Origin of the sequence: Pseudoxanthomonas fibrivorans (assembly GCF_041464125.1) — a bacterium.
In the GTDB taxonomy this organism is placed as follows: Bacteria; Pseudomonadota; Gammaproteobacteria; order Xanthomonadales; family Xanthomonadaceae; genus Pseudoxanthomonas.
Window position 1 is genome coordinate 1,372,848 of sequence record NZ_JBGNUG010000001.1, and the last position, 22,975, is coordinate 1,395,822.

A 22,975-nucleotide genomic window follows, 5' to 3' on the forward strand; every position below is an offset into this window, starting at 1 on the left:
GGGCCCGCGGCGGCCGCCGCTCAGGCGGCGATGTGCGATCCGCCGTTGACGTGGATGATCTGGCCGGTGACGTAACTCGCATCGGCGCTGGCCAGGTAGACGTACGCCGGCGCGACCTCCGCCGGCTGCCCGGGACGCTTCATCAGCGTGTCCGAACCGAACTCGGCGACCTCCTTCGGCTTGAACGAGGCGGGGATCAGCGGGGTCCAGATCGGACCGGGCGCGACCGCGTTGACCCGGATGCCGCGGTCGGCCAGCGACTGGGCCAGCGAGAACGTCATCGCATGGATGCCGCCCTTGGTCGAGGCGTAGTCCAGCAGCGTGGCATGGCCGCGCGCTCCGGTGACCGACCCGGTGTTGATGATGCAGCCGCCGCGCCCCAGGTGCGGCAACGCCGCGTCGACCAGGTAGAAGAACGAGAACAGGTTGTTCTCGAACGTGGCGCGCACCCGGGCCGGCTCGAGTTCCTCGGCCTCCTCGACCGGATACTGCTGCGCGTGGTTGTTGACCAGCACGTCCAGGCCGCCGAAACGCGCGACCACGCGTTCCACCAGCCGCCGGCACCGGGCCGGCGTGCGCAGGTCCACGCGCACGGCCAGGCACTCGCCGCCGCCCTCCTCGATCCGGCGCACGGTGTCCGCGGCGTCCGCGTCCTCGCGCGGCGAGAGGTAGGCGATCGCCACGCGCGCGCCCTCCAGGGCGAAGTGCACGGCCACCGACTGGCCGATGCCGCTGTCGCCGCCGGTCACCAGCGCGACCTTGCCGGCCAGCCTGCCGTTGCCGCGGTAGCCATCGCGCACCACCACCGGAGCAGGGTCCATCGCCCCCTGCACGCCCGGCTGCCGCCGCTGCCGCTGTGGCGGGTTGATCTTCTTCTTCGGCTTGGCGGACATGGCGGGCTCCTGCGACCAGTGTCGGGAATGACGCCGCCAGCCTAGGGAGGCCGGTGTCGGCGCGCCGTCTGCGCGATGCGAAGGACGGCTGAACGTGCCGCCTTCGCGACCGGTTCACCGCGCTGCCGGCAGCGTCGGAGGCCTCCCCGCATGGAATGCCGCATGACAGGCCCCCTCCGCACCGTGGTGACCCTTCGCGCCGGCGCGCTGCCGCGCAGCGTCCACGAGCGGGCCAGCCAGGCCTGGGTCGCACGGCGGCTCGCCTCGATCCTCGGCTGGGAGTTCGGCGGCGAATACCAGCCCGGCCGGCACCTGCACCGGCCCGCCTACTTCGTCCCCGACGAAACACTGACGGCGACACAGGCCGCGCGGCTGGGGATCGATGGCGAGGCCGGCCTGTTCGGCGGCGTGGTGCCGCATGCGTTCGTGGCCAGCAAGGTGATCACCCATCCGCTGCCGGCCGCGGGGTCGGCCGCGCCCGAGGGATGGCGGCACCGGCTCGCGGCCGAACTGTCCGGCGCGGTCCTGTCCGGGTTCAGCGTGTTCGACCCGGACGAGATCCAGGCCGCGGGCGAGCGGTTGCTGGACGAAGGCCACCGGGTGCGATTGAAGGAACCGCAGGCACGCGGCGGCAACGGACAGCACCTGGTCGCCGATCGCGCCGACCTGCGCGCGGTGGTGGCGGGACTGGATCCGGCGCTGGTCCGCCGCGACGGCATCGTCCTGGAGCAGCACCTGGAGGACGCCACCACCTGCAGCGTCGGCGAGATCCGCGTCGGCGGGTGGCGGCTGGCCTATCTGGGCACCCAGCGGCAGTCGCTCGACCGCGCCGGCCAGGAGGTCTATGCCGGCTCGTCGCTGCGCGTCGTGCAGGGTGGATTCGACGCGCTGGAGGCGGTCGCGTCCGGCCCGCTGGAACGCGAGGCCCTGCGCAGCGCGCGTCGCTACGACGCGGCCGTGGCCGCCGCCTACCCCGGATTCTTCGCCTCGCGGCGCAACTACGACGTGGTCGCCGGCCACGACGCGCGGGGCCACTGGCGCTGCGGCGTGCTCGAGCAGTCGTGGCGCCTGGGCGGCGCCTCGCCGGCCGAGGTGGTCGCGCTGGCCGCGCTCGGGCGCGACGCGACGACGGCCGCGCTGGACGTGGCCTGCCACGAGTCGCACGATCCGGGCCATGCCGCCCCGCCGGGCGCCGAGGTGCATTTCCACGACGCCGCGGCGGCCGAGGGCCCCTTGCTCAAGTACGCCTGCGTGGAGGACGTCCGTGGACCTGCGGCTTGATCCGGTCGAAATCGGCACGGCCGGGGAACAGATTTCCGGCACCCTGCTCTCGCCCGCGCCGGTGCTGCCCGGCGTGCTGTTCGTGCATGGCTGGGGCGGCAGCCAGGAACACGACCTGGGCCGCGCACGCCAGGCCGCCGGCATCGGCTGCCACTGCCTGACCTTCGACCTGCGCGGCCACGAGCGCACCGCGGCGCAGTGGGAAACCGTGAGCCGGCCGCAGAACCTGGAAGACCTGCTCGCCGCCTACGACTGGTTCGTCGCGCGCCCGGACGTGGATCCGTCGGCGATCGCGGTGGTCGGCATCAGCTATGGCGGCTACCTGGCCAGCCTGCTGACCGCGCTACGTCCGGTCCGATGGCTGGCGCTGCGCTCACCCGCGCTCTACAAGGACGACGGCTGGGAACTGCCCAAGCGCCGCCTGCACGAGGACCCCGACCTGCATGCGTTCCGCCGGCGCGCCGTGCCCTGGCAGGACAACCGCGCCCTCGTCGCCTGCCATGATTTCGGCGGCGACGTCCTGCTGGTCGAGGCCGAGCACGACGAGATCGTGCCGCACCGGGTGATCGAGAACTACGCGGCGGCGTTCTCCACCGCCGGTTCGCTGACCCGCCGCCGCATCGCCGACGCCGACCACGCCTTCTCCGGCAAGCCGCAGCAGAAGGCCTATACCGACGTGCTGGTCGGCTGGCTCACCGAAATGGTGCGCACCGCGCGCGAGCGCGAAGCCGGGGAAAAAGTGGCCGAGCGCAAGCGCATCCGGCGCGCCGCGGACATCGGTTCCGGCCGCTGACCCGGGACAGCCAGGCACGCCACGGCCGCTCCGGGTGGCGCCCCGGGCCGCGTTTGCCCGGTTTTTTACCGCTTTTCCCCTTGGCGGCGGGCCGCGCATGGCCTACATTCGCCTTGCCGACGCCGTCGGTAACCCAAAAAACCATCCAATTCGAACGGAACAGGAAAGTTATGGCGAAGACCACCAAGAAGCCGGCCGCCAAGAAGGCCGCGCCGAAAGCGGCGAAGGCCGCTCCGAAGAAGGCGGCTCCGGCTGCTGCCAAGCCGCTGAAGGAAGTGCTGGGCAAGTCCGCCCTGGTCAAGCACCTGGCCGAGGCCAGCGGCGTGGCCGCCAAGGACGTCAAGGCCGTGCTCGCCGCGGTCGAGGACGCCGTCTCCGGCGCGATCAGCAAGAAGGGCGCGGGCAGCTTCACCCTGCCGGGCCTGTTCAAGGTCACCTCGGTCAAGGTTCCGGCCAAGCCGAAGCGCAAGGGCATCAACCCGTTCACCAAGGAAGAGCAGTGGTTCGCCGCCAAGCCGGCTTCGGTCAAGGTGAAGGTGCGTCCGCTCAAGAAGCTCAAGGACGCCGCGGCCTGATCAGGCGCGAGTTCCCAAGGTTTCCCGGACGGGGCGGCAGCGATGCCGCCCCGTCTTCTTTTGCGCGATGGCGGCGCGTGTCCTCACGCCGCGTCCCGCGGTGCGGCGGGATGCTGCGGCCATGCCGCCCGCGACCGGTCGCTCCCGTCACACCCTCGCCCGTGCGCTCGCGCGCCTGCTGGTCGGCATGCTCGCGTGCGCGGTGCTGGCCGTGGCGGCCGCCTGGGCCTGGCGGCAGCCGTTCCTGGAACGCCCGCGCCTGCTGTGGCAACTGTCGCGCATGCCTCCGCCCGACGCGTTGCCGGTGCCCGTCGATGGCGTGGCCGCGCGCGCGATCGCCGACACCTTCGGCGCGCCGCGTGGTGCCGACCGCCAGCACGCCGGGGTGGACATCTTCGCGGCGCGTGGCACCCCGGTCCGCAGCGCCACCCGCGGCGTGGTGCTGGCGATCCGCGAGCGCGGCCTGGGCGGCCGCCAGGTCTGGGTCGTCGGTCCGGCGGGAGAACGCCACTACTACGCGCACCTGGACGACTGGTCACCCGGCCTGGCCGAGGGCGACATCGTCGAGACCGGGACGCGGCTGGGCACCGTCGGCAATACCGGCAACGCCCGCACCACCCCCCCGCACCTGCACTATGGCATCTACCGCGGCGATGGCCCGCTCGACCCGTTGCCACGCTTGCGTGCCACGCGCTGAACCGCTTCGTGCCGGCGTGGAACGGACCATCGTGGCGGGAGGCCTCGTTCGCCGGCGCTGGCGGGCCTACCTTGGCGATGTCTCATCGCACAAGGTTCGTCCCATGGCTTCTTCCCCCCACCGCTACCGGGTCACGGTGACCCCCGTCGAACGCGACGGCCTGCCGTGCCGTGGCCGCTGCAGCATCGAATTCGACCAGGCCTGCGGCGAAGACTGGATGCGCCTGGTCGAAGGCACCCAGCGGCTGCCGGGATTCAGCGGCGACGAGCGCACCGCGCTGGTGGTCGGGCTGCGGCTGCTCGACGGCCTGGCCGGGCGTCCACGTAGCAACGCCGAGGATCCGCTCGCAGACCTGCGTGCGCCGCTGGCCGCGCTGCTCCAGCGGATCGACGCGCCGCAGGCCTGAAGCCGCGGCCTCCGTGGCCCACCCGCGACCGGGCACTCCATCGCGCTAACCTGCGATTCACCGCGACGCGGCAAGATGCCGGCATGTCCATCTGGAAGCCGCCCATGGCCCGCATCCGTTTCCCCGCGATCGCACTGTTGCTCCTTGCGCTGGCCGCGGCCTTCGTCGCGTCGGCCGCGCCACGGCTGGCGGGCCGCGAGGTCTCGATCGACGCCGCCGACGCCCAGCAGTTCCTCGAGGGCCGGTTCCCGCACCGGCAGGACGTGCTGGGCGGCCTGTTCGAGGTCAGCGTCAGCCGTCCGCAACTGGCCCTGCCGCCCGGAACCCGCCTGCGGCTGGACATGGACCTGGCCCTGGCGACGGCAGGCGGAACCCCGGTGCCGATGGGCCGGCTGCAGCTGACCAGTGCGTTGCGCTACGACACCGCCCAGCGCGCGTTCTTCCTCGACCAGCCCAGGATCGACGACTTCCGTCCCGCCAGCGGCAGCGGGACGCTGGATGAGAGCAGCCGCGGGCTGCTCAACGCCTGGCTCGCCGACTACGCACGCGAGGAACCGCTCTACCGGATCGACCCGACCGTGGCCGCGCTGCTGGGTGGCCTCGACGTCCGCTCCGCCGGCGTGCGCGACGGCCGCCTGGTGGTGACGTTCAACCAGGACATCGGCGCCGCCGCCGGGGCGGTCGCGCCGGTGGAATGAGCGGGGCGCGGACCGTCAGCGCTTGGGCTGCAGCATCGTCCCGGTGCACTTGGGCGAGCCGCACAGGCAGGCCCAGATCTTCTTCAGCCGCGGCGTATGCCGCTCGGCCAGGGTGATGCCGTAGTTGTAGGACAGTTCCTCGCCGGCGGCGATGTCGCGCAGCGCCTCGATGAAGATGCGGTCCTTGCGGCTGTCGCCGCTTTCGTCCTCGTCGGTCACCGCCTCGCAGTTCGGATCGCAGCTGTGGTTGATCCAGCGCGCGTCGTTGCCCTCGTAGCTGGCATCGATGACCCAGTCGTCGTTGAGGGTGAACAGGAAGGTGTGGCCGCTGTCGACGTCGCCACCGCTGTCGGCGTCGACCTGGGCGTGGGTGCGGCGGCGCCCCTTGTATTCGATCACCCGCTCGCCCTTGCGGATCGGCGCCACGGCGAACACGCCGTTGCCATGGATGGGCGACTTGCGGGCGACGATCTTGCGGGGCATGCCTGTTCCAGGTGCGTGGGGACGGGTGATTCTCGCCGATGCGGCGCCGCAGCCCAAGCCCGCGCCCGCTTCCGGCGCGGTCGCAGGGCGGGACGGCAGGCGCGATCGGCACCCCGGCCATCGGCGCCTTGCCGCCGCCGGTGGCCTGTGCGCTCCGCGAACGGCGTTTCCGCTGGCGACTGCAGTCCACTGCGAGCCACCATGCAAGCCCGACACGCCCGCCGCGCGATCCTCGCCGCCGCCCTCCTCCCTGCGGTCCTCGCCGCCTGCCAGCGCGACGCCGACGGCGCTTCCGGCGCCGCCATCGCCGCGCCCGCCGCGCCACCCGGCGTCGACCTGGTGGCGCGCGGCGAGTACCTGGTCCGCGTCGCGGGCTGCAACGACTGCCACACGCCGGCCTACGCCCAGAGCCAAGGCAACGTGCCGAAGGACCAGTGGCTGGTCGGCTCGCCACTGGGCTTCCACGGTCCGTGGGGCACGACCTATGCGACCAACCTCCGCCTGCGGATGCAGGATTTCAGCGAGGCGCAATGGCTCGCCTACAGCGCCAACCTGCGCACGCGGCCGATCATGCCGGACTTCGCCGTGCGCGACATGACCGAGGAGGACCGGCGCGCCCTGTACCGGTTCATCCGCGGACTGGGTCCGGCCGGCCAGCCGGCGCCACCGGCCCTGCCCCCGGGCCAGACGCCGCCCCTGCCGTACATGGCCCTGGTGCTCCCGCAAACCCCCGCCGCGCCGGTGGCGGACGCGCACTCGACCGGCGCCCCCAACGCCCACTGAAGCCGGGCCGGGTCCGGGTTGGCCGGGCGGGGGCGAAAGCGTACAATTTCGGTACGCTTTAAATCCCCCTGCCCCGCCATGCTCCGTGTCACCAAGCTGACCGACTACGCCACCGTGGTCCTGACCGTGCTCGCCGCACGCCAGGGCCAGGTACTGAGTGCGGCCGAACTGGCCGAACATTCCGGGCTGGAACAGCCCACCGTCAGCAAGCTGCTCAAGCCGCTGGCGCAGGCGGGCCTGGTCGCCAGCCAGCGCGGCGTGCACGGCGGCTACCGCCTCAGCCGCGACGCCGCGCAGATCAGCCTGATCGAGATCGTCGAAGCGATGGAAGGCCCGCTGGCGATGACCGAGTGCAGCCAGCACGAGAGCCACTGCGGCATCGCCCACCAGTGCGGCGTGCGCGCCAACTGGCGGCTGATCAACGACGTGGTCGCCGACGCGCTGCGCGGGGTGACCCTGGCGCAGATGCTGCGCCCGCTTCCGCCCCCTCCTCCCTCCCCCGAGACGACGCGACGGCGCGAGATCGCCGTGCGCGTCGCCAGCTGAACCCGCAGGCAGCCATATGGCCACCCAGACCGAAGCAACCGCCGCCACCGTCGACACCCCGCCGCAGAACGCCGAGATCCTCGAGCGCCTGGGACGGCGCTACGACGCCGGCTTCGTCACCGAGATCGAGTCCGACTCGCTTCCGCCGGGCCTGGACGAGGATACCATCCGCGCCCTGTCGGCGAAGAAGGACGAACCGGAATGGATGACGCAGTGGCGCCTGGATGCCTACCGCCGCTGGCTGGGCATGCCGGTGCCGCACTGGGCCAAGCTGCAGATCGCGCCGATCGACTTCCAGGCGATCAGCTACTACTCCGCGCCCAAGGGCCCCAAGTACGCCTCGCTGGACGAGGTCCCCAAGGAGCTGCTCGACACCTACGACAAGCTCGGCGTGCCGCTGCATGAGCGCGCCAAGCTGGCCGGCGTGGCGGTGGACGCGGTGTTCGACTCGGTCTCCGTCGGCACGACGTTCCGGAAAGAGCTGGCCGAGAAGGGCATCGTGTTCTGCTCGATGTCCGAGGCGATCCGCGAGCATCCCGAACTTGTGAAGAAGTACCTGGGCAGCGTGGTCCCGCACGGCGACAACTATTTCGCCGCGCTCAACTCGGCGGTGTTCTCCGACGGCAGCTTCGTGTTCATCCCGAAGGGCGTGCGCTGCCCGATGGAGCTGAGCACCTACTTCCGGATCAATGCCGGCCACACCGGCCAGTTCGAGCGGACCCTGATCATCGCCGAGGAAGGCAGCTACGTCTCCTACCTCGAGGGCTGCACCGCGCCGATGCGCGACGAGAACCAGCTGCACGCGGCGGTGGTTGAGCTGGTCGTGCTCGACGACGCCGAGATCAAGTACTCGACCGTGCAGAACTGGTACCCGGGCGACGAGGAAGGCCGTGGCGGCATCTACAACTTCGTGACCAAGCGCGCCGAATGCCGCGGTGCGCGCAGCAAGGTCACCTGGACCCAGGTCGAGACCGGCTCGGCGATCACCTGGAAATACCCGTCCTGCGTGCTGCTGGGCGACGACTCCTCCGGCGAATTCCATTCGGTCGCGCTGACCCACCACCGCCAGCAGGCCGACACCGGCACCAAGATGATCCACGTCGGCAAGCGCACCAAGTCCAAGATCGTATCCAAGGGGATCAGCGCTGGCCGTGGCCAGAACACCTACCGCGGCCTGGTCAAGGTCGACCGCAATGCCGACGGCGCGCGCAACTACACCCAGTGCGACAGCCTGCTGATCGGCAAGCAGTGCGGCGCCCACACCTTCCCCTACATCGAGGTGAAGAATCCCGGCGCCACGGTCGAACACGAGGCCACCACCTCCAAGATCAGCGACGACCAGCTGTTCTACTGCCGCTCGCGCGGCATCTCGGCCGAGGACGCGGTCTCGCTGATCGTCGACGGCTTCTGCAAGCAGGTCTTCCGCGAGCTGCCGATGGAGTTCGCGGTCGAGGCCAAGAAGCTGCTGGAAGTCTCGCTGGAAGGCTCGGTCGGCTGACCCGGCGCCCCGCCTCCGCAACGCATTCGAATACCCGGCGGGCCTGTCCCGCCCCACGGAACCCAACATGCTGAAGATCGAAAACCTCCACGCCAGCGTCGCCGGCAAGGAAATCCTCAAGGGCCTGTCGCTGGACGTGAAGCCGGGACAGGTGCACGCCATCATGGGCCCCAACGGCGCCGGCAAGTCCACCCTCGGCAACGTGCTCGCCGGCCGCGACGGCTACGAGGTCACCGCCGGCCGCGTGGAGTTCGACGGCAAGGCGCTGTTCGAGCTGGAGCCGGAGGAGCGCGCCGCGGCGGGCCTGTTCCTCGCGTTCCAGTACCCGGTCGAGATCCCGGGGGTGAACAACACCTACTTCCTGCGCAGCGCGCTCAACGCCCAGCGCAAGGCGCGCGGCGAGGCCGAGCTGGATTCGATGCAGTTCCTCAAGCTGGTCCGCGAGAAGCTGGCCGTGCTGCACCTGAAGGACGAACTGCTGCACCGCGGCGTGAATGAAGGTTTCTCCGGCGGCGAGAAGAAGCGCAACGAGATCTTCCAGCTGGCCGTGCTCGAGCCGAAGCTGGCGATCCTGGACGAGACCGACTCGGGCCTGGACATCGATGCGCTGCGGGTCGTGGCCGACGGCGTCAATGCGCTGCGCGCCGCCGACCGTTCGTTCCTGGTCATCACCCACTACCAGCGCCTGCTCGACTACATCAGGCCGGACGTGGTCCACGTGCTGGCGGACGGCCGCATCGTCGAGAGCGGCGGGCCGGAACTGGCGCTCGAGCTCGAACAGCACGGCTACGCCTGGCTGAAGGACCGGGTGCCGCCGGAAAAGGTGGCTTAATGGGCGCGCTGCTCGATTCGTTCCGCGACGCGTTCGCCACCCTGCCGGCCGTCGACGCACAGCAGCTCGGCGACGGCCGTCGCCAGGCCATGGACGCGCTGCTCGCCGACGGCCTGCCAGGCCCGCGCGAGGAAGCCTGGAAGTACACCCCGTTGCGCGCGCTGGAGCGGCGTGCATTCGCGGCCGCCGACGCGATCGCGCCCGCGTTCGACGGTGCGCTGCTGGACGACATCCCCGCACCGCGGCTGGTCTTCGTCAACGGCCGCCACGACCCCGCCCGCAGCGACCTGTCCGGGCTGCCGGCCGGCGTCGCGCTCGCGCCGTTCTCGCAGGCGCTGGCCAGCGGCGAGCCGCGCGACGTCAACTTCATCCTGCGCCGCTACGACCAGTCCAGCGACGTCTTCGCCCGCGCCAACGCCGCCCTCGCCGACGAAGGCGTGGTGCTGCGGATCGACGCGGGGGTCAAGGTCCAGGCGCCGCTGCACCTTGTCTTCGTCGGCGTCCCCCAGGCCGGCGACCGCGCCTGGCACCTGCGCCACTTCGTCGACGTCCGCAACGACGCATCCATCGACCTCGTCGAACACCAGCTCGGCGCCGGCGACCATGCGCACCTGTCCAACGACGTCCTGCACCTGCATGCCGGCCAGCGCGCCGTGGTGCGCCATGCCCGGATCCAGTCGGATGCCGCCCGCGCCAGCCGCTTCGCCCGCACCGATGCGGTGCTGGGACGCGATGCGCAGTACCGGCGCTTCGACCTTGAGCTGGGCTCGGCCCTGGCCCGTCACGAACTCAACGTCCGCCTCGAGGGCGACGGCGCCCGGCTGACCGCCAATGGCGTCCTGCTCGGTGACGGCCGGCGGCATGTCGACACCCGCCTCGGGATCGAGCACATCGCGCGGGACACCGCCTGCGAGCTGGTGTGGCGCGGGATCGCCGACGGGCGCAGCCGGGTCGTCTTCCATGGCGGCATCGGCATCCGCGCCGGCGCCGACGGCACCGACGCCGCGCTGTCGAACAAGAACCTGCTGCTGTCGGCCGACGCCGAGATCGATACCCAGCCGGTGCTGGTCATCGACGCCGACGAGGTCAAGGCCGCGCACGGCGCCACGGTCGGCCAGCTCGACGCCGGCGCCCTGTTCTACCTGCGCTCGCGCGGCATCGCCGAGCCGCAAGCCCGACGCCTGCTGACGGTGGCCTTCTGCCGCGAGCCGCTGCTGGCGCTCGAGGACGGCGACCTGCGCCAGTACCTGCTTGCGCGGCTGGATGCCGCGCTCGCCATCGCCTTCGGCACCGGGGAGCCCGCATGAGCACCGTTCCGGCCGCGGTCCACGATGCCGCCCTGCCGCACCACCAGGGCGCCGTCGACTGGGCCCGGGTACGGGCCGACTTCCCGCTGCTGATGCGGGAAGTGCACGGCAAGCCGCTGGTGTACCTGGACAATGCCAATACCGGCCAGAAGCCGCTGCCGGTGATCGCCTCGCAGGACGAGTTCTACCGTCGCCAGAACGCGAACGTGAGCCGCGCCGTGCATGCGCTGGGAACCGAGGCGACCGACGCCTACGAGGGCGCGCGCGGCAAGCTGGCCCGCTTCCTCAACGTCCGTCCCGACGAACTGGTGCTGTGCAGCGGCACCACCTTCGCGCTGAACCTCGTGGCCTATTCGTGGGCGCTGCCGCGGCTCAAGGCCGGCGATACCATCCTGGTGTCGAGGATGGAGCACCACGCCAACATCGTTCCGTGGCAACTGGTCGCGCAGCGCACCGGCGCCACGGTCAAGGTGGCCGAGATCCTGCCCGACGGCAGCCTCGACCTGGATGCGCTGAACCGGGCGATGACCGGCGATGTGAAGCTGCTGGCGATCGCCCACGTCTCGAACGTGCTCGGCACGGTCAATCCGGTCCGGGACATCTGCCGCGAGGCGCGACGCCGCGGCATCGTCACCGTGGTCGACGGCTCCCAGGCGGCTCCCCACCTGAAGCTCGACGTGCCGTCGATCGGCTGCGATTTCTACGCCATCACCGGCCACAAGATGTGCGGGCCCACCGGGACCGGCGCGCTGTGGGCGCGGCGCGAACACCTGCAGGCGATGCCGCCGTTCCTCGGCGGCGGCGAGATGATCCGGGAAGTCAGCTTCGACGGCACGGTCTTCAACGATCCGCCGCACAGGTTCGAGGCGGGCACCCCGAACATCGCCGGCTTCATCGGCCTGGGCGCGGCCGTGGACTACCTCGAAACCGTCGGCATGGACCACGTGGCCGCGCGCGAGTCCGAGCTGCTCGCCCACGCGACGGAGGCGCTCCAGGCCATCCCCGGGCTGCGCGTTTTCGGCACCGCGCCCGGCAAGGCGGCGGTGATCTCGTTCCTGGTGGAAGGGGCGCACGCTCACGACCTGGCCACCCTGCTGGACCTGGAAGGCGTCGCCGTGCGCTCCGGCCAGCACTGCGCGCACCCGCTCCTCCAGTACTTCGGCGTCGCCGCGACCCTGCGCGCGTCGCTGGCGTTCTACAACACGCACGAGGAGATCGATCGTTTCGCCGCGGCGCTGGAAAAGACCCGCCGCCTGCTGGTCGCCTGAGCGGTCGCCTGCACCGCGCTAGAATGCCGGCTATGGATTCCCTCACGTTCCGTGCGGCCGCCGAAGCCGACATCCCCGCCCTCGTCGAACTGGTCACCTCCGCCTATCGCGGCGACGCCAGCCGCGCCGGCTGGACCACCGAAGCCGACATGCTCGATGGCCAGCGCATCGATCCGGAGGGGCTGCGCCGCGACATCGACCGTCCGCGCAGCGTCGTCCTGCTTGCCGAGCGTGACGGCATGCTGCTGGCATGCGCGCACGTCGCCGAGGAGGACGGCGCGGGCTACTTCGGCATGTTCTCGGTACGCCCCGACCTCCAGGGCGGCGGCGTCGGCAAGGCGGTGCTGGCCGAGGCCGAGCGCGTCGCGCGCGACCAGTGGCGGCTGCCGAGCATGCGCATGACCGTGATCGACGTCCGCGACGAGCTGATCGCCTTCTACGAACGCCGCGGCTACGTGCGCACCGGCGTCCACAAACCCTTTCCCTACGGCGACGAGCGCTACGGCATCCCGCTGCGCGACGACCTGCGTTTCGAAGTGCTGCAGAAGGAGCTGCGCCAGGAGAGCATGGCGTGAGCGGGACGTGGACCTTCGTCTGTCCGACCGGCGAACTCCTGCCGGGCGAGATGAAGCCGGTGTTCGACGAAGTCACCGGAACGCCCATCCTGGTGTTCAACCTGGATGGCGACCTCTATGCGCTCGAAGACCGCTGCAGCCACGAGGATTTCGAACTGTCTTCCGGCGCCTTCGAGCCCGCGGAAGGCAGCGTCGAATGCGTGCTGCACGGCGCCCGGTTCGACGTACGGGACGGGCGTGCGCTGTGCGCCCCGGCCTATTCGCCGGTGCCCAAGTTCCCGGTAAAGACCGAGCATGGCGGCGTCTGGACCCGCGACGACCGCGGTTGAGCATCCCGAGGCCGGGCGCGCCGCGTCGCGCCGTCGTCGTGTCCGGCCAGGTCGGGCGCAGGCGGGAAGTCACCCAGCGCACTGCGCCTCGGCCGCGTCTCCCTGGCGGCGCGCTTCTGGCAGCGCTCCCGCGAAGTGACCGCGCGCGGGGCGTGAGGATGGCGCGGGCCCCCCTGTAGGCGAGGTCCCTGGCTGTTCGAACAGCACGACATGGCAAACGAGGCCGAGCCCGGCTTGCTGCACTGCGGCCATTGGACGTCGGCCGAACAGCACCGACGAGACTGCCCACCCGCGGCGTCCCTGACAGGCATTCACCGAATGACCCGTCGCGGACGTGCATGGATCAATCCGGGATCAGCCCCAGTCCCCGGGCGGGCCGCTGGCGCGGCTTTGCGCGAAGGGCTGCAGACCTGGCTTGCGCCACCGACGCCCTGCAGCCCGCGGCTATTTCAACGAGAATAATTCTCGTTTAATATGGCTATCCCGCCCGCCGGTCCCGCCATCAATGCGCGCAACGCCGACCGCCTTCCCGCACACGGCGCTCCCCCGGCGGCGGATGCGTTCGGGCGCATCAGCTCGCAGTACCCGCGCCCACGCCGGCTGGCTGGCCTTCGCCGTGGCCTGCCTTCTGTCGGCGCTGCTCGCGGCCATCGCATCGGACCTGGCGTCCGGCCGGCCTGCCCGGCAGGTGTCCATGCAGTTCGCCCAGTCGTCTGCCGCCCAGCCACCACCGGCCGACGCCAAAGGGCCCGCCGCTACGGTCCCCGCGCCTTCCGGACCATCGATAGAGCCCGAGAGCCCGGGTGACAGGGATGGCCATCCCGGGGCGTCGCGCGTTCCGGGCCCGTCCGCATTCTCCGTTCTGTTGCGTGGTCCGTCGCACTCCCGCGCCAGCGGGCCCATGGGCGACGGCTTCCTGCCGCCCGCGCACGCGCCTCCCGCGAGCGTCTGATCCAAGCCAAGGGGCGGCTGCAACATGCCGCAGCGCCCCGAGCCACCGCGACCCACTCGTAACCACGGCAGCACCGCCGTCGTGGCCGTACCCGTGAGCCCGATCACCCGCATCCGCAGCCATCGCCAGTCGGACCCACTCCCCGAGCGACCCTCCACCCATGACCACCGCATTTTCTCCCCTCTCCTCCGCCGTCCTCCTCGCCCTGGCCGCGCCTGCCATCGCACAGGCAAGTGACGACGCCGACAAGAACGTGACCGAACTCGACAGCCTGGAAGTCCAGGGCCACCACGTCGAGAAGGCTTCCTCGCCGAAGTACACCGCACCGCTGGTCGACACTCCCCAGACCATCACGGTGGTGACGCGGGAGGTGATGGACCAGCAGGGCCTGATCGGCCTGCGCGACATCCTCAGCACCCTGCCGGGCATCACGTTCGGCGCCGGCGAAGGCGGCGGCGGCTATGGCGACAGCGTCAACCTGCGCGGTTTCAGCGCCAGCAACGACATCACGGTCGACGGCGTGCGCGACAGCGCGCAGTACACGCGTACGGACAATTTCAACCTCGAGTCCATCGAGCTGGTCAACGGCGCGAACTCGGCCTACTCGGGCGCCGGATCGGTCGGCGGCACGATCAACCTGGTCAACAAGGTCGCGCGCGAAGGCGACCTGACCACCGTCACGCTCGGCGCGGGCACCGACAGCTTCGGCCGTGCCAGCGTCGACAGCAACTTCGACTTCGGCCAGGGCCAGGCCTTGCGCGTGAACGCGATGGCCCACCGCAACGACGTGCCCGACCGCGACGTGGAGGAGTACAAGCGCTGGGGCATCGCGCCATCGCTGGCGATCGGCCTGGGTACCGACACGCGTTTCTCGGTGAGTTACCTGCACCAGCAGGACGACAACATCCCCGAATACGGCGTTCCGTACTTCGCCGCCTATGGCGGGCTGTTGCCGGGCGTGAGCCGCGAAAGCTACTTCGGCTATCGCAACATGGACACCCAGGAAGTCGAAGTCGACGTACTGACCGGCATCTTCGAGCACGACTTCAACGAGGCGACCTCGATCCGCAACCTGGCGCGGGTACAGCGCGTGGACCAGTACACCGTGGTCAACCCGACCCAGGGCACCTGGTGCCTGGACAGCGGGGTCAATCCGGCCACCGGCGCTGCCTGCGCCAACCGCGGCAGCTTCGTGCCCAGCGGCCCGCGCGGCACCACACGCGACACGCGCAACGGGCTGGCCTACAACCAGACCGACCTGACCACGCGCTTCGCGACCGGCAGCGTGGGTCACACGATGGTGGCCGGGGCCTCGTTCCTGCACGAAACCTACGACCTCGACAATGGCAACATCCAGCGCTATCCGAACGGCACCACGCCGGTGTATCCGCCGATGAGCCTGGCCGACCCCGACAACACGTATACCGGCCCGGTCAACTACATCCGTGCCGGGCGCACCGCCGGCACGCTGGACAACCAGGCCGTCTACCTGTTCGACACGCTGGAATTCAATCCGCAGTGGCAGCTGGGCCTGGGCGCGCGTTACGAGCACAACGAAGGCGACAGCCGCGTGCGCGCCTTCAATGCCGCCGGCAACGTCACGAGCGACGCGAGTTTTGAGAACGCCGACGACCTGTTCTCCTACCGCGCCGGGCTGGTCTACAAGCCCGCGCAGAACGGCAGCGTCTACCTGTCGTATTCCGACTCCAGGACGCCGTCGAAGGCTTCGGTCAATGGCGCCTGCACGCTGCAGACCTGCGAGGTGGATCCGGAAACGGCGGTGAACATCGAGCTGGGCACCAAGTGGAACGTGCTGGGCGACAAGCTCGCGTTGACCGCCGCCGCATTCCGCAACGAACGCCAGAACTACAAGGTCGCCGACCCGGGCAACCCGGACAATCCCAGCGGCATGCAGCAGCTGGACGGCCAGGCGCGCGTGGACGGCGTAATCCTCGGTGCGGCCGGGCGGATCACCCATGCCTGGTCGGTGTTCGCCAATTACGCGTTCCTGGACAGCGAGGTGCTGCAGAGCGTGTCCGACTTCGTCAAGGACTCCACCGGCATCGACGCTCAGGCAGGCAATCCGCTGGCCAACGTTCCCGAGCACTCCGGCAGCGTGTGGACCAGCTACGCCCTGTCCGACTGGACCGTGGGCTACGGGGTGAACTACCAGGGCAGCTTCTACCTGGCCAGCACCGACAACGCCCCGCAGGCCAAGAGCTACACCATGCACCGGGCGATGGTCGGCTACCAGTTCGACGGAGGCTTTGCGCTGCAGCTCAACGTCGACAACCTGTTCGACAAGCAGTATTTCACCCGCGTCCGCAACAACGGCTGGGCCACGCCCGGCGCCGCGCGTTCGGTGGTGCTGACCGCGACCGTCCGCTTCTGAGGCGACACCGCCCCCACCCTGCCCCGCCCCGCCGGGGCGGGGCTTTCCGCGAGAACCGCCATGCTGCTGTCGATCCCCGATGTCCTCACCGCCGAGCAGGTCGTCCATTGCCGCCACCGCCTGCAACAGGCCGGCTGGGCCGATGGCCGGATCACCGCCGGCCATCAGTCGGCCAGGGTCAAGGACAACCTGCAGTTGCCGGAGGACAGCGAGGTCGCACGCGAGCTCGGTGCAGTGGTGCACGACGCCGCGCAGGCCAGTTCGACGTTCTTCTCGGCCGCCTTGCCGCGGCGGATCTACCCGCCGCTGTTCAACTGCTACCGCGACGGCCAGTCGTTCGGCTTCCACGTGGACAACGCCGTGCGCTACGACCGCAGCGGCGGCGATCCCGCCCGGCCGGTGCGCACCGACCTGTCGGCGACCCTGTTCCTGAGTGATCCCGGTGACTACGACGGCGGCGAACTGGTGATCGAAGACACCTACGGCGTGCAGCAGGTGAAGCTGCCCGCCGGCCACCTGGTGCTGTACCCGGGTACCAGCCTGCACCGGGTAAACCCGGTGACGCGCGGCGCGCGCCTGGCCTCGTTCTTCTGGATCCAGAGCATGGTGCGCGAGGACAGCCAGCGACGGCTGATGTTCGAACTCGATGTCTCGATCCGCCGCCTGACCCGCGACGTGCCCGACCATCCTTCGCTTGTGCAGCTGACCGGCATTTACCACAACCTTCTGCGGCACTGGGCCGATGTCTGAAGCAGCCACTGTAGAGCTGAGCCGACTCCGCAGTGCGGCGCAGGCTGGGCAACGGGAGGCCCAGCTGCTGCTGGCCCAGGCGTGCATGGAAGGATGCGGCACCGATCCCGATCCCTTCGAGGCCGCCCACTGGTTCAGCGTGGCCGCCAACCTGGGTGATCCGATGGCGATGAACCTGCTCGGTCGCTGCCATGAGCTCGGACAAGGTGCGCCGGTGGATTTCGCGCTGGCGGCCGTGTGGTACCGCAAGGCCGCTGAAGCAGGGCTCGACTGGGGCATGTACAACCTCGCCCACCTTCTCGCGTCGGGGAACGGGGTCGCTCCTGATCGCGCTGCGGCGTTCCATTGGTACATGCGCGCAGCGCAGCACGGGCATGCCGGTGCGATGAATTTCGTCGGGCGCTTCCACGAGAATGGATGGACAGTCACGCGTGACGACGGACAGGCCCGGCTCTGGTACCAGCGCGCCGCGCGCGGCGGCGATCCGCGCGGCCAGGCCAACTACGCTTCGACGTTGGCCGACGATGGTCTCGTGGGCGAAGCCGTCGTGTGGGCACAGCGCGCACTGGCAGGCGCCCATCCGGCGCTGGCCGAACGGTTGCGGACCGGACTCCGCGACAGTCCACACCCGCAGCTGCGCCATCTGGCTCTCGGCGCATCGACCGAACCCGGCCAAGTCGGGCCGGTGTTGCCAGCAGCTCTCGATTGCATTCGATAATTATTCTCAATTAGAATGTAACGGTCGGATGTCAAATCGCTGGCGTCCCGGGGCCCTCTACTTGTCCGCAACCACGCACTCCGTCGATCAAGCGCCCGCATGCCGCCGTGGCATGGTGGCCGCCGTCGTTGTCGCGGTGCTGCTGCTTGCCTGGGCCCTGATCGCGGGACTCGGCCAGGCGCAGGCGCGCCAGGCCGCGACGTCCGGCATCGCAACACATTCCGGCCTGACGACGTCACCGTCCGGCGGCGTGCCCGGCGACAGTCGGCATCACGCGGCACCGCGCAAGAAGCCGCGGCAGGCGCAACTGGCGGTCCAGTCCAGCCCATCGCACCAGTGCTGCGGCAGCCGCACCGTCCCGCCCACCACGGACCTCGCAGGCATCGGCCTCGACACGCCGACGCCGACAGCGCGCGACTCCAGCGCAGTTCGTGACGTTACCAGTGTGGCGACGACGCTCACGGCTTCGGCCGATGCAGGCCGGCTGCGCCTCCACCCGAGCCAGGCGCCGCCGGCGGCCTGAGCTTGCGGCGCCTCCGCGCCGCGTCGCTTCGCCCAACTTCCCATACGCCCTCCCGCGTCGCGCGGCGCGCCGGCCATCCGGCGGCGCAGGCGTGCGGGCGCGCACCTACCGTTGCGAATCCACGAGCCTGTCCATGACGTCCCACATGCACTCCCCGCGCCCCACCGTATTGGCCTCGATCCTGTCCGCGATCCTCGCTTCGCCCGCACTCGCCATCGCCGCGCCCGTTCCAGACCCGACCACGCTGGACACGGTGGTGGTCACCGCCGCCGGCTTCGAGCAGAAGATCGTCGATGCGCCTGCCAGCATCAGTGTCATCACCCGCGAACAGCTGCAGAAGCGGCCGTACCTCACGCTGATCGACGCCGTGCGCGACCTGGAAGGCGTGGACGTGGGTGAAACTTCCGACAAGACCGGGCAGAAGACCATCAGCATCCGCGGCATGGGACCCGAGTACACCCTGGTGCTGATCGACGGCCGTCGCCAGAACAACCATGGCGACATCTATCCGAACTCGTTCGGCGGCAACCAGTTCAACCATATCCCGCCGCTGGACATGATCGAGCGGATCGAGGTGATCCGCGGGCCCGCTTCGACGCTGTACGGCGCCGACGCGCTGGGTGGCGTGATCAACATCATCACCCGCAAGGTGTCCGACCGCTGGCGCGGCTCGGCCAGCGTAGGCCACAGCTTCCAGGAGAACAGCGATTTCGGCTCCGAGAGCACCTTTGATTTCGCGCTGATGGGGCCGCTGGTCGCCGACACGCTCGGCCTGGGCGTGCGCGGGTCGTGGTACGAACGCGATGCATCCACCCCCGAGTACGAGGTGATCTACGATCCCGACGGCAATCCGCACGAACGCGCGCTGGGCTTCGGCGGCGGCGGCAAGACCGTGGACAACACCAACAAGAGCGCCGGTATCACCTTGAGCTGGACGCCCACGGACAACCAGAGCCTGAAGCTGGAATACGACGCCTCCGAGCAGGTCTACGACAACACGCCCTACATCAACAACCTGGGCACCGAGACCTATCCACTCGGTACCGTCGATGGCCTGGCCGGCCTGTGGCGTGCCGCACCGCAGGTGGGCTATGCCGCCGACCAGGAATTCACGCGCGACCAGTGGGCGCTGACCCACCAGGGCCAGTGGGACTTCGGCAACAGCCTGGTTTCGCTGTCGCACATCGACACCGGCAACCATGGCCGCACCCTGCCCTTCAGCGTCGACGAACGTGTCGCCCACCGCAGCCTGTACTGCAACAACGCCGCCACCTGCACCACCGGGCCGTATGCCGGGATGACCCGCGCGCAGCGCCAGCAGCTGATGGTCGACACCTTCCTGCCGCGTCCCAAGCGGGTCATGGAAAGCAGCCAGTACACGCTGGACGCCAAGCTCGACATCCCGCTGGACAGCCGCCTCGGCAGCCACCACCTGGTGCTTGGCGGGCAGGCGATCGATGGCGAACTGGAGGACGGCGTGTTCGGCATGGAAGGCGGCGGCTACGGCAACGGCACCGTGCAGGAGCACCGCATGTGGTCGCTGTTCGCCGAGGACAACTGGACGCCGATGGAAGCGCTGACCGTCACCGGCGGCCTGCGCTACGACGACCACAACCTGTTCGGCGGCCACCTCAGCCCGCGCCTGTATGGCGTCTACAACATCTCCGAAGCCTGGGTACTGAAGGGCGGCGTGAGTACCGGCTACAAGACCCCCAAGACCACCGACCTGTACGACGGCATCACCGGCTTCGGCGGCCAGGGCACCAGCCCCTGGGCCGGCAACCCGGACCTGGAGCCGGAGACCAGCGTCAACAGCGAGATCGCGCTGTACTGGAGCTCAGCCGACGGCGGCAACGACTTCAACCTGACGGTCTTCCAGAACGACTTCGAGGACAAGATCGAGCGCGTCGAGGCGAGCCAGAGCTGCACCGTGACCGGCGGCGTGCGCCCCTGCGTCAACCTCGGCGACTACTGGGCAGTGCTCGGGGTGGGCAGCGTGATGCAGTACGTCAACATCGACAAGGCACGCATCCGTGGCGCCGAGCTCGCCGGCAACTGGCGGATCGTCGAACCGCTCTCGCTGCGCGCCAACTACACCTACACCGACAGCGAGCGGCTCAGCGGCGACGACGCCGGCTTCCCGCTGACCCAGTCGGTCAAGCACATGGCCAACCTGACCCTGGACTGGGCGATCACCGAGCGCATCAGCGCCCAGCTGATCGGCGAGGCGCGCTCGCGGCGCTACCGCGGCCGCGACGCCAACGACAATCCGCTGTACTACCAGGACTACGAAGTCCTGCACCTGGCCGCGCAGTACCGCTTCAGCGACAACGTCTCGCTGTTCGCCCGGATCAACAACCTGCTCGACCAGGACTTCACCAGCTTCCAGACCGTGTTCGCGCATAACCCGGATGGCTCCTGGACGCCGACCTACACCGACGACTTCAACAACAAGGACAAGGCGCGCAACCTCTGGGTCAGCCTCAACGTCGCCTTCTGACCGGCGACGGGCCCGGGCGCGTCAACCGCCCGGGCCCCGGTGCGTTAACCGACCCGCCAACTCAATGAGAACTGTTCTCATTGATCGCCTATACTGGCCCGCCTCGAACCCGCGCACGCTCCGTGACCCCATCCACCACCCGCCACGACCCCGTCTCGGCCCAGCAGCGCCGCGGCTTCTGGTTGCGCCAGCTGCACCAGTGGCACTGGATCAGCTCGGCCGTGTGCCTGGTCGGAATGCTGCTGTTCACCGCGACGGGCATCACGTTGAACCACGCGGCGAAGATCGAGGCCCAGCCGCGGGTGGACAACCGCACCGCAGACCTGCCCCCCGAGCTGCTCGCCCGCCTGGCCGACGCGCCCGACGAAGGCCATGCGCCGCTGCCGCCGGAGGTGTCGCGCTGGCTGGGCGAGGCGCTGGAGGTATCGATCGGCCGCCGAGCGGCCGAATGGTCCGCCGAGGAAGCCTACGTCTCGATGCCGTCGCCGGGCGCCGACGCCTGGCTGAGCATCGACCGCCAGACCGGCGCCGTGGAGTTCGAGCACACCAGCCGTGGCTGGGTGTCGTACTTCAACGACCTGCACAAGGGGCGCAACGCCGGTCCGGCCTGGGGCTGGTTCATCGACGTGTTCGCCATCGCCTGCCTGGTGTTCTGCATCAGCGGCCTGTTCCTGCTGCACCTGCATGCGCGGCAACGCCGCCTGACCTGGCCGCTGGTCGGCCTCGGGCTGGTGGTGCCGCTGCTGCTCGCACTGCTTTTCATCCACTGACGAGGTCCCGTTCCCATGCGCGCCAAGCTGTTCATCGCGGTCAGCGGCCTGCTGACGCTGCCGGCCTATGCGGCCGAGCTCGACATCAACGTCGAGATCCCCAAGCTCAACGTGGCCGAGTACCACCGGCCGTACGTGGCGATCTGGATCGAAGGCGCCGACCAGAAGGTCGCCTCCAACCTGGCGGTCTGGTACCAGATGAAGGACACCGCCGAAGGCCACGGCACCAAGTGGCTGCCGGACCTGCGCCAGTGGTGGCGCAAGTCGGGCCGCTCGCTGCAGGTGCCGGTGGACGGCGTCACCGGGCCGACCCGGCCGGTTGGCAGGCACGAGGTCTCGTTCGCCGCCAGCCAGCCGCAGCTCAAGGCCCTCGCGCCGGGCGAGTACACGCTGGTGGTCGAGGCCGCGCGCGAAGTCGGCGGGCGCGAGCTGGTGAAGATTCCCTTCTCCTGGCCTGCGAAGGCCGCCCAGACCGGCAAGGCGCAGGGCAGCACCGAACTCGGCGCCGTGACCCTCGCGGTCAAGCCCTGACGCGTCCGTTCCGCCACTTCTCGCCATCGCCACCCGACGACAACCACCGGAGATCCAGATGAAGCGCTCCCTGATCCTCGCCGCCGCCATCGCCTCGCTGATCGCGCCATTCGGCGCAGCCGCCCACAAGGCCTGGCTGCGCCCCTCGCAGACGGTGCTGGCCGGCACCGACCCGTGGATCACGGTCGATGCCGCGGTATCCAACGACCTGTTCTACTTCAACCACGTGCCGCTTCGCCTGGACAACTTGGTGATCACCGCACCCGACGGCAGCCAGGTGCAGCCGCAGAACCAGGCGAGCGGGAAGTACCGCAGCGTGTTCGACCTGCAGCTGGCGCAGCAGGGCACGTACCGGGTCGCCGTGGTCAACAGCGGCCTGTCCGGCAGCTGGGAAGAGAACGGCAAGCCCAGGCGCTGGCGCGGTACCCCGGCCACGTTCGCCACCGAAGTGCCGAAGGACGCGAAGAACCTGCAGGTCTCGCAGAGCCTGGGGCGGGTGGAGACGTTCGTCACCAACGGTTCGCCGAACGACACCGCGCTCAAGGCCACGGGCCAGGGCCTGGAGCTGGTGCCGCTGACCCACCCCAACGACCTGTTCGCCGGCGAGGCGGCGAAGTTCCGCGTGCTGGTCGACGGCAAGCCGGCCGCGGGCGTGGAGTTCGAGATCGTGCGCGGTGAAACGCGCTATCGGAACGCCCAGGACGAGATCAAGGCGGTCACCGACGCGAACGGCGAGTTTTCGGTGACCTGGCCCGAAGCCGGCATGTACTGGCTGGAGGCGAGCCGGCAGGACGACAAGACCAGCCTGCCTCAGGCCAGGCAGCGCCGGCTGAGCTACGTGGCCACGCTGGAAGTGCTGCCGCAGTAAGCCGGAA

The 22,975-nt window shown here is 69.9% G+C and carries 24 protein-coding genes; 22 read left to right on the plus strand and 2 right to left on the minus strand.

The features are described from left to right. Window positions 1–20: 20 nt before the first annotated feature. Entirely contained in the window at window positions 21–893 is an 873-nt protein-coding gene (locus ACA089_RS06440) for an SDR family oxidoreductase (RefSeq protein WP_372014694.1), read from the minus strand. Window positions 894–1,055: 162 nt separating this feature from the next. On the opposite strand from ACA089_RS06440, the gene ACA089_RS06445 reads away from it, so the two are divergent. From ACA089_RS06445 to ACA089_RS06470, 6 genes are all read left to right on the plus strand, one after another. Beyond that, on the plus strand, window positions 1,056–2,174 hold the full coding sequence (locus tag ACA089_RS06445) for a DUF3182 family protein (protein ID WP_372014696.1): 1,119 nt from the start codon (window positions 1,056–1,058) through the stop codon (window positions 2,172–2,174). Continuing rightward, window positions 2,158–2,967, plus strand: coding sequence for an alpha/beta hydrolase family protein (locus tag ACA089_RS06450; RefSeq protein ID WP_372014699.1), 810 nt, complete (start codon window positions 2,158–2,160; stop codon window positions 2,965–2,967). The genes ACA089_RS06445 and ACA089_RS06450 overlap by 17 nt, the downstream gene beginning before the upstream one ends. Before the next feature lie 170 nt (window positions 2,968–3,137). Continuing rightward, entirely contained in the window at window positions 3,138–3,542 is a 405-nt protein-coding gene (locus ACA089_RS06455; RefSeq protein WP_052633258.1) for an HU family DNA-binding protein, read from the plus strand. A gap of 187 nt (window positions 3,543–3,729) precedes the next feature. Next, on the plus strand, window positions 3,730–4,239 hold the full coding sequence (locus ACA089_RS06460; RefSeq protein ID WP_372017689.1) for a M23 family metallopeptidase: 510 nt from the start codon (window positions 3,730–3,732) through the stop codon (window positions 4,237–4,239). Window positions 4,240–4,342: 103 nt separating this feature from the next. Next, entirely contained in the window at window positions 4,343–4,645 is a 303-nt protein-coding gene (locus ACA089_RS06465; protein WP_372014701.1) for a DUF3861 family protein, read from the plus strand. A gap of 104 nt (window positions 4,646–4,749) precedes the next feature. After that, window positions 4,750–5,343, plus strand: a complete 594-nt coding sequence (locus tag ACA089_RS06470; protein WP_372014704.1) for a DUF1439 domain-containing protein — start codon at window positions 4,750–4,752, stop codon at window positions 5,341–5,343. Window positions 5,344–5,358: 15 nt separating this feature from the next. Here ACA089_RS06470 and ACA089_RS06475 read toward each other — a convergent pair whose 3' ends face one another. Further along, entirely contained in the window at window positions 5,359–5,826 is a 468-nt protein-coding gene (locus tag ACA089_RS06475; protein WP_372014707.1) for an SET domain-containing protein, read from the minus strand. A 201-nt stretch (window positions 5,827–6,027) separates the two neighbouring features. Between ACA089_RS06475 and ACA089_RS06480 the strand changes: the two genes are divergently transcribed. From ACA089_RS06480 to ACA089_RS06555, 16 genes are all read left to right on the plus strand, one after another. Then, complete coding sequence (locus tag ACA089_RS06480; RefSeq protein ID WP_372014709.1) at window positions 6,028–6,609, plus strand: cytochrome C; 582 nt, start codon at window positions 6,028–6,030, stop codon at window positions 6,607–6,609. Window positions 6,610–6,687: 78 nt separating this feature from the next. After that, window positions 6,688–7,155: an SUF system Fe-S cluster assembly regulator gene (locus ACA089_RS06485; RefSeq protein ID WP_372014712.1), complete on the plus strand. Its 468-nt coding sequence runs from the start codon at window positions 6,688–6,690 to the stop codon at window positions 7,153–7,155. A 16-nt stretch (window positions 7,156–7,171) separates the two neighbouring features. Next, window positions 7,172–8,653: a Fe-S cluster assembly protein SufB gene (gene sufB / locus ACA089_RS06490; protein WP_372014715.1), complete on the plus strand. Its 1,482-nt coding sequence runs from the start codon at window positions 7,172–7,174 to the stop codon at window positions 8,651–8,653. A gap of 67 nt (window positions 8,654–8,720) precedes the next feature. Next, the gene (gene sufC / locus ACA089_RS06495) at window positions 8,721–9,485 is read left to right on the plus strand and encodes a Fe-S cluster assembly ATPase SufC (protein ID WP_372014717.1); all 765 of its coding nucleotides are present in this window, start codon (window positions 8,721–8,723) and stop codon (window positions 9,483–9,485) included. Continuing rightward, complete coding sequence (sufD, locus tag ACA089_RS06500) at window positions 9,485–10,792, plus strand: Fe-S cluster assembly protein SufD (protein WP_372014720.1); 1,308 nt, start codon at window positions 9,485–9,487, stop codon at window positions 10,790–10,792. Before sufC ends, sufD begins: the two co-directional genes overlap by 1 nt. Then, complete coding sequence (locus ACA089_RS06505) at window positions 10,789–12,060, plus strand: cysteine desulfurase (protein WP_372014723.1); 1,272 nt, start codon at window positions 10,789–10,791, stop codon at window positions 12,058–12,060. Before sufD ends, ACA089_RS06505 begins: the two co-directional genes overlap by 4 nt. Before the next feature lie 32 nt (window positions 12,061–12,092). Then, entirely contained in the window at window positions 12,093–12,635 is a 543-nt protein-coding gene (locus ACA089_RS06510; protein WP_372014726.1) for a GNAT family N-acetyltransferase, read from the plus strand. Next, window positions 12,632–12,964 carry a non-heme iron oxygenase ferredoxin subunit gene (locus ACA089_RS06515; RefSeq protein ID WP_372014729.1) on the plus strand — a complete coding sequence of 111 codons (333 nt, stop codon included), beginning with the start codon at window positions 12,632–12,634 and terminating at the stop codon, window positions 12,962–12,964. The genes ACA089_RS06510 and ACA089_RS06515 overlap by 4 nt, the downstream gene beginning before the upstream one ends. Before the next feature lie 1,112 nt (window positions 12,965–14,076). After that, complete coding sequence (locus ACA089_RS06520; RefSeq protein WP_372014730.1) at window positions 14,077–16,308, plus strand: TonB-dependent receptor; 2,232 nt, start codon at window positions 14,077–14,079, stop codon at window positions 16,306–16,308. A gap of 60 nt (window positions 16,309–16,368) precedes the next feature. After that, complete coding sequence (locus tag ACA089_RS06525) at window positions 16,369–17,058, plus strand: Fe2+-dependent dioxygenase (RefSeq protein ID WP_372014733.1); 690 nt, start codon at window positions 16,369–16,371, stop codon at window positions 17,056–17,058. Then, window positions 17,051–17,776, plus strand: coding sequence for a tetratricopeptide repeat protein (locus tag ACA089_RS06530; RefSeq protein ID WP_372014736.1), 726 nt, complete (start codon window positions 17,051–17,053; stop codon window positions 17,774–17,776). The genes ACA089_RS06525 and ACA089_RS06530 overlap by 8 nt, the downstream gene beginning before the upstream one ends. A gap of 112 nt (window positions 17,777–17,888) precedes the next feature. Beyond that, on the plus strand, window positions 17,889–18,299 hold the full coding sequence (locus ACA089_RS06535; RefSeq protein ID WP_372014739.1) for a hypothetical protein: 411 nt from the start codon (window positions 17,889–17,891) through the stop codon (window positions 18,297–18,299). A 133-nt stretch (window positions 18,300–18,432) separates the two neighbouring features. Next, window positions 18,433–20,799, plus strand: coding sequence for a TonB-dependent receptor domain-containing protein (locus tag ACA089_RS06540; RefSeq protein ID WP_372014742.1), 2,367 nt, complete (start codon window positions 18,433–18,435; stop codon window positions 20,797–20,799). Between the two features lie 122 nt (window positions 20,800–20,921). Further along, window positions 20,922–21,569 carry a PepSY-associated TM helix domain-containing protein gene (locus ACA089_RS06545; protein ID WP_372014744.1) on the plus strand — a complete coding sequence of 216 codons (648 nt, stop codon included), beginning with the start codon at window positions 20,922–20,924 and terminating at the stop codon, window positions 21,567–21,569. 15 nt (window positions 21,570–21,584) lie between these two features. Then, window positions 21,585–22,100 carry a DUF2271 domain-containing protein gene (locus ACA089_RS06550; RefSeq protein WP_372014747.1) on the plus strand — a complete coding sequence of 172 codons (516 nt, stop codon included), beginning with the start codon at window positions 21,585–21,587 and terminating at the stop codon, window positions 22,098–22,100. Window positions 22,101–22,158: 58 nt separating this feature from the next. After that, window positions 22,159–22,968 carry a DUF4198 domain-containing protein gene (locus ACA089_RS06555; protein ID WP_372014750.1) on the plus strand — a complete coding sequence of 270 codons (810 nt, stop codon included), beginning with the start codon at window positions 22,159–22,161 and terminating at the stop codon, window positions 22,966–22,968. Window positions 22,969–22,975: the final 7 nt, after the last annotated feature.

What these genes read in the sequence shown, in the direction of transcription:
- ACA089_RS06475 (WP_372014707.1), bottom strand. Translation starts at nt 5,826, where the DNA reads ATGCCCCGCAAGATCGTCGCCCGCAAGTCGCCCATCCATGGCAACGGC.
- ACA089_RS06520 (WP_372014730.1), top strand. Translation starts at nt 14,077, where the DNA reads ATGACCACCGCATTTTCTCCCCTCTCCTCCGCCGTCCTCCTCGCCCTG.
- ACA089_RS06540 (WP_372014742.1), top strand. Translation starts at nt 18,433, where the DNA reads ATGACGTCCCACATGCACTCCCCGCGCCCCACCGTATTGGCCTCGATC.
- sufB (WP_372014715.1), top strand. Translation starts at nt 7,172, where the DNA reads ATGGCCACCCAGACCGAAGCAACCGCCGCCACCGTCGACACCCCGCCG.
- ACA089_RS06480 (WP_372014709.1), top strand. Translation starts at nt 6,028, where the DNA reads ATGCAAGCCCGACACGCCCGCCGCGCGATCCTCGCCGCCGCCCTCCTC.
- ACA089_RS06505 (WP_372014723.1), top strand. Translation starts at nt 10,789, where the DNA reads ATGAGCACCGTTCCGGCCGCGGTCCACGATGCCGCCCTGCCGCACCAC.
- ACA089_RS06510 (WP_372014726.1), top strand. Translation starts at nt 12,093, where the DNA reads ATGGATTCCCTCACGTTCCGTGCGGCCGCCGAAGCCGACATCCCCGCC.
- ACA089_RS06470 (WP_372014704.1), top strand. Translation starts at nt 4,750, where the DNA reads ATGGCCCGCATCCGTTTCCCCGCGATCGCACTGTTGCTCCTTGCGCTG.
- ACA089_RS06525 (WP_372014733.1), top strand. Translation starts at nt 16,369, where the DNA reads ATGCTGCTGTCGATCCCCGATGTCCTCACCGCCGAGCAGGTCGTCCAT.
- sufD (WP_372014720.1), top strand. Translation starts at nt 9,485, where the DNA reads ATGGGCGCGCTGCTCGATTCGTTCCGCGACGCGTTCGCCACCCTGCCG.
- ACA089_RS06535 (WP_372014739.1), top strand. Translation starts at nt 17,889, where the DNA reads ATGGTGGCCGCCGTCGTTGTCGCGGTGCTGCTGCTTGCCTGGGCCCTG.
- ACA089_RS06445 (WP_372014696.1), top strand. Translation starts at nt 1,056, where the DNA reads ATGACAGGCCCCCTCCGCACCGTGGTGACCCTTCGCGCCGGCGCGCTG.
- ACA089_RS06460 (WP_372017689.1), top strand. Translation starts at nt 3,730, where the DNA reads ATGCTCGCGTGCGCGGTGCTGGCCGTGGCGGCCGCCTGGGCCTGGCGG.
- ACA089_RS06485 (WP_372014712.1), top strand. Translation starts at nt 6,688, where the DNA reads ATGCTCCGTGTCACCAAGCTGACCGACTACGCCACCGTGGTCCTGACC.
- ACA089_RS06440 (WP_372014694.1), bottom strand. Translation starts at nt 893, where the DNA reads ATGTCCGCCAAGCCGAAGAAGAAGATCAACCCGCCACAGCGGCAGCGG.
- ACA089_RS06550 (WP_372014747.1), top strand. Translation starts at nt 21,585, where the DNA reads ATGCGCGCCAAGCTGTTCATCGCGGTCAGCGGCCTGCTGACGCTGCCG.
- ACA089_RS06555 (WP_372014750.1), top strand. Translation starts at nt 22,159, where the DNA reads ATGAAGCGCTCCCTGATCCTCGCCGCCGCCATCGCCTCGCTGATCGCG.
- ACA089_RS06455 (WP_052633258.1), top strand. Translation starts at nt 3,138, where the DNA reads ATGGCGAAGACCACCAAGAAGCCGGCCGCCAAGAAGGCCGCGCCGAAA.
- ACA089_RS06465 (WP_372014701.1), top strand. Translation starts at nt 4,343, where the DNA reads ATGGCTTCTTCCCCCCACCGCTACCGGGTCACGGTGACCCCCGTCGAA.
- ACA089_RS06530 (WP_372014736.1), top strand. Translation starts at nt 17,051, where the DNA reads ATGTCTGAAGCAGCCACTGTAGAGCTGAGCCGACTCCGCAGTGCGGCG.
- sufC (WP_372014717.1), top strand. Translation starts at nt 8,721, where the DNA reads ATGCTGAAGATCGAAAACCTCCACGCCAGCGTCGCCGGCAAGGAAATC.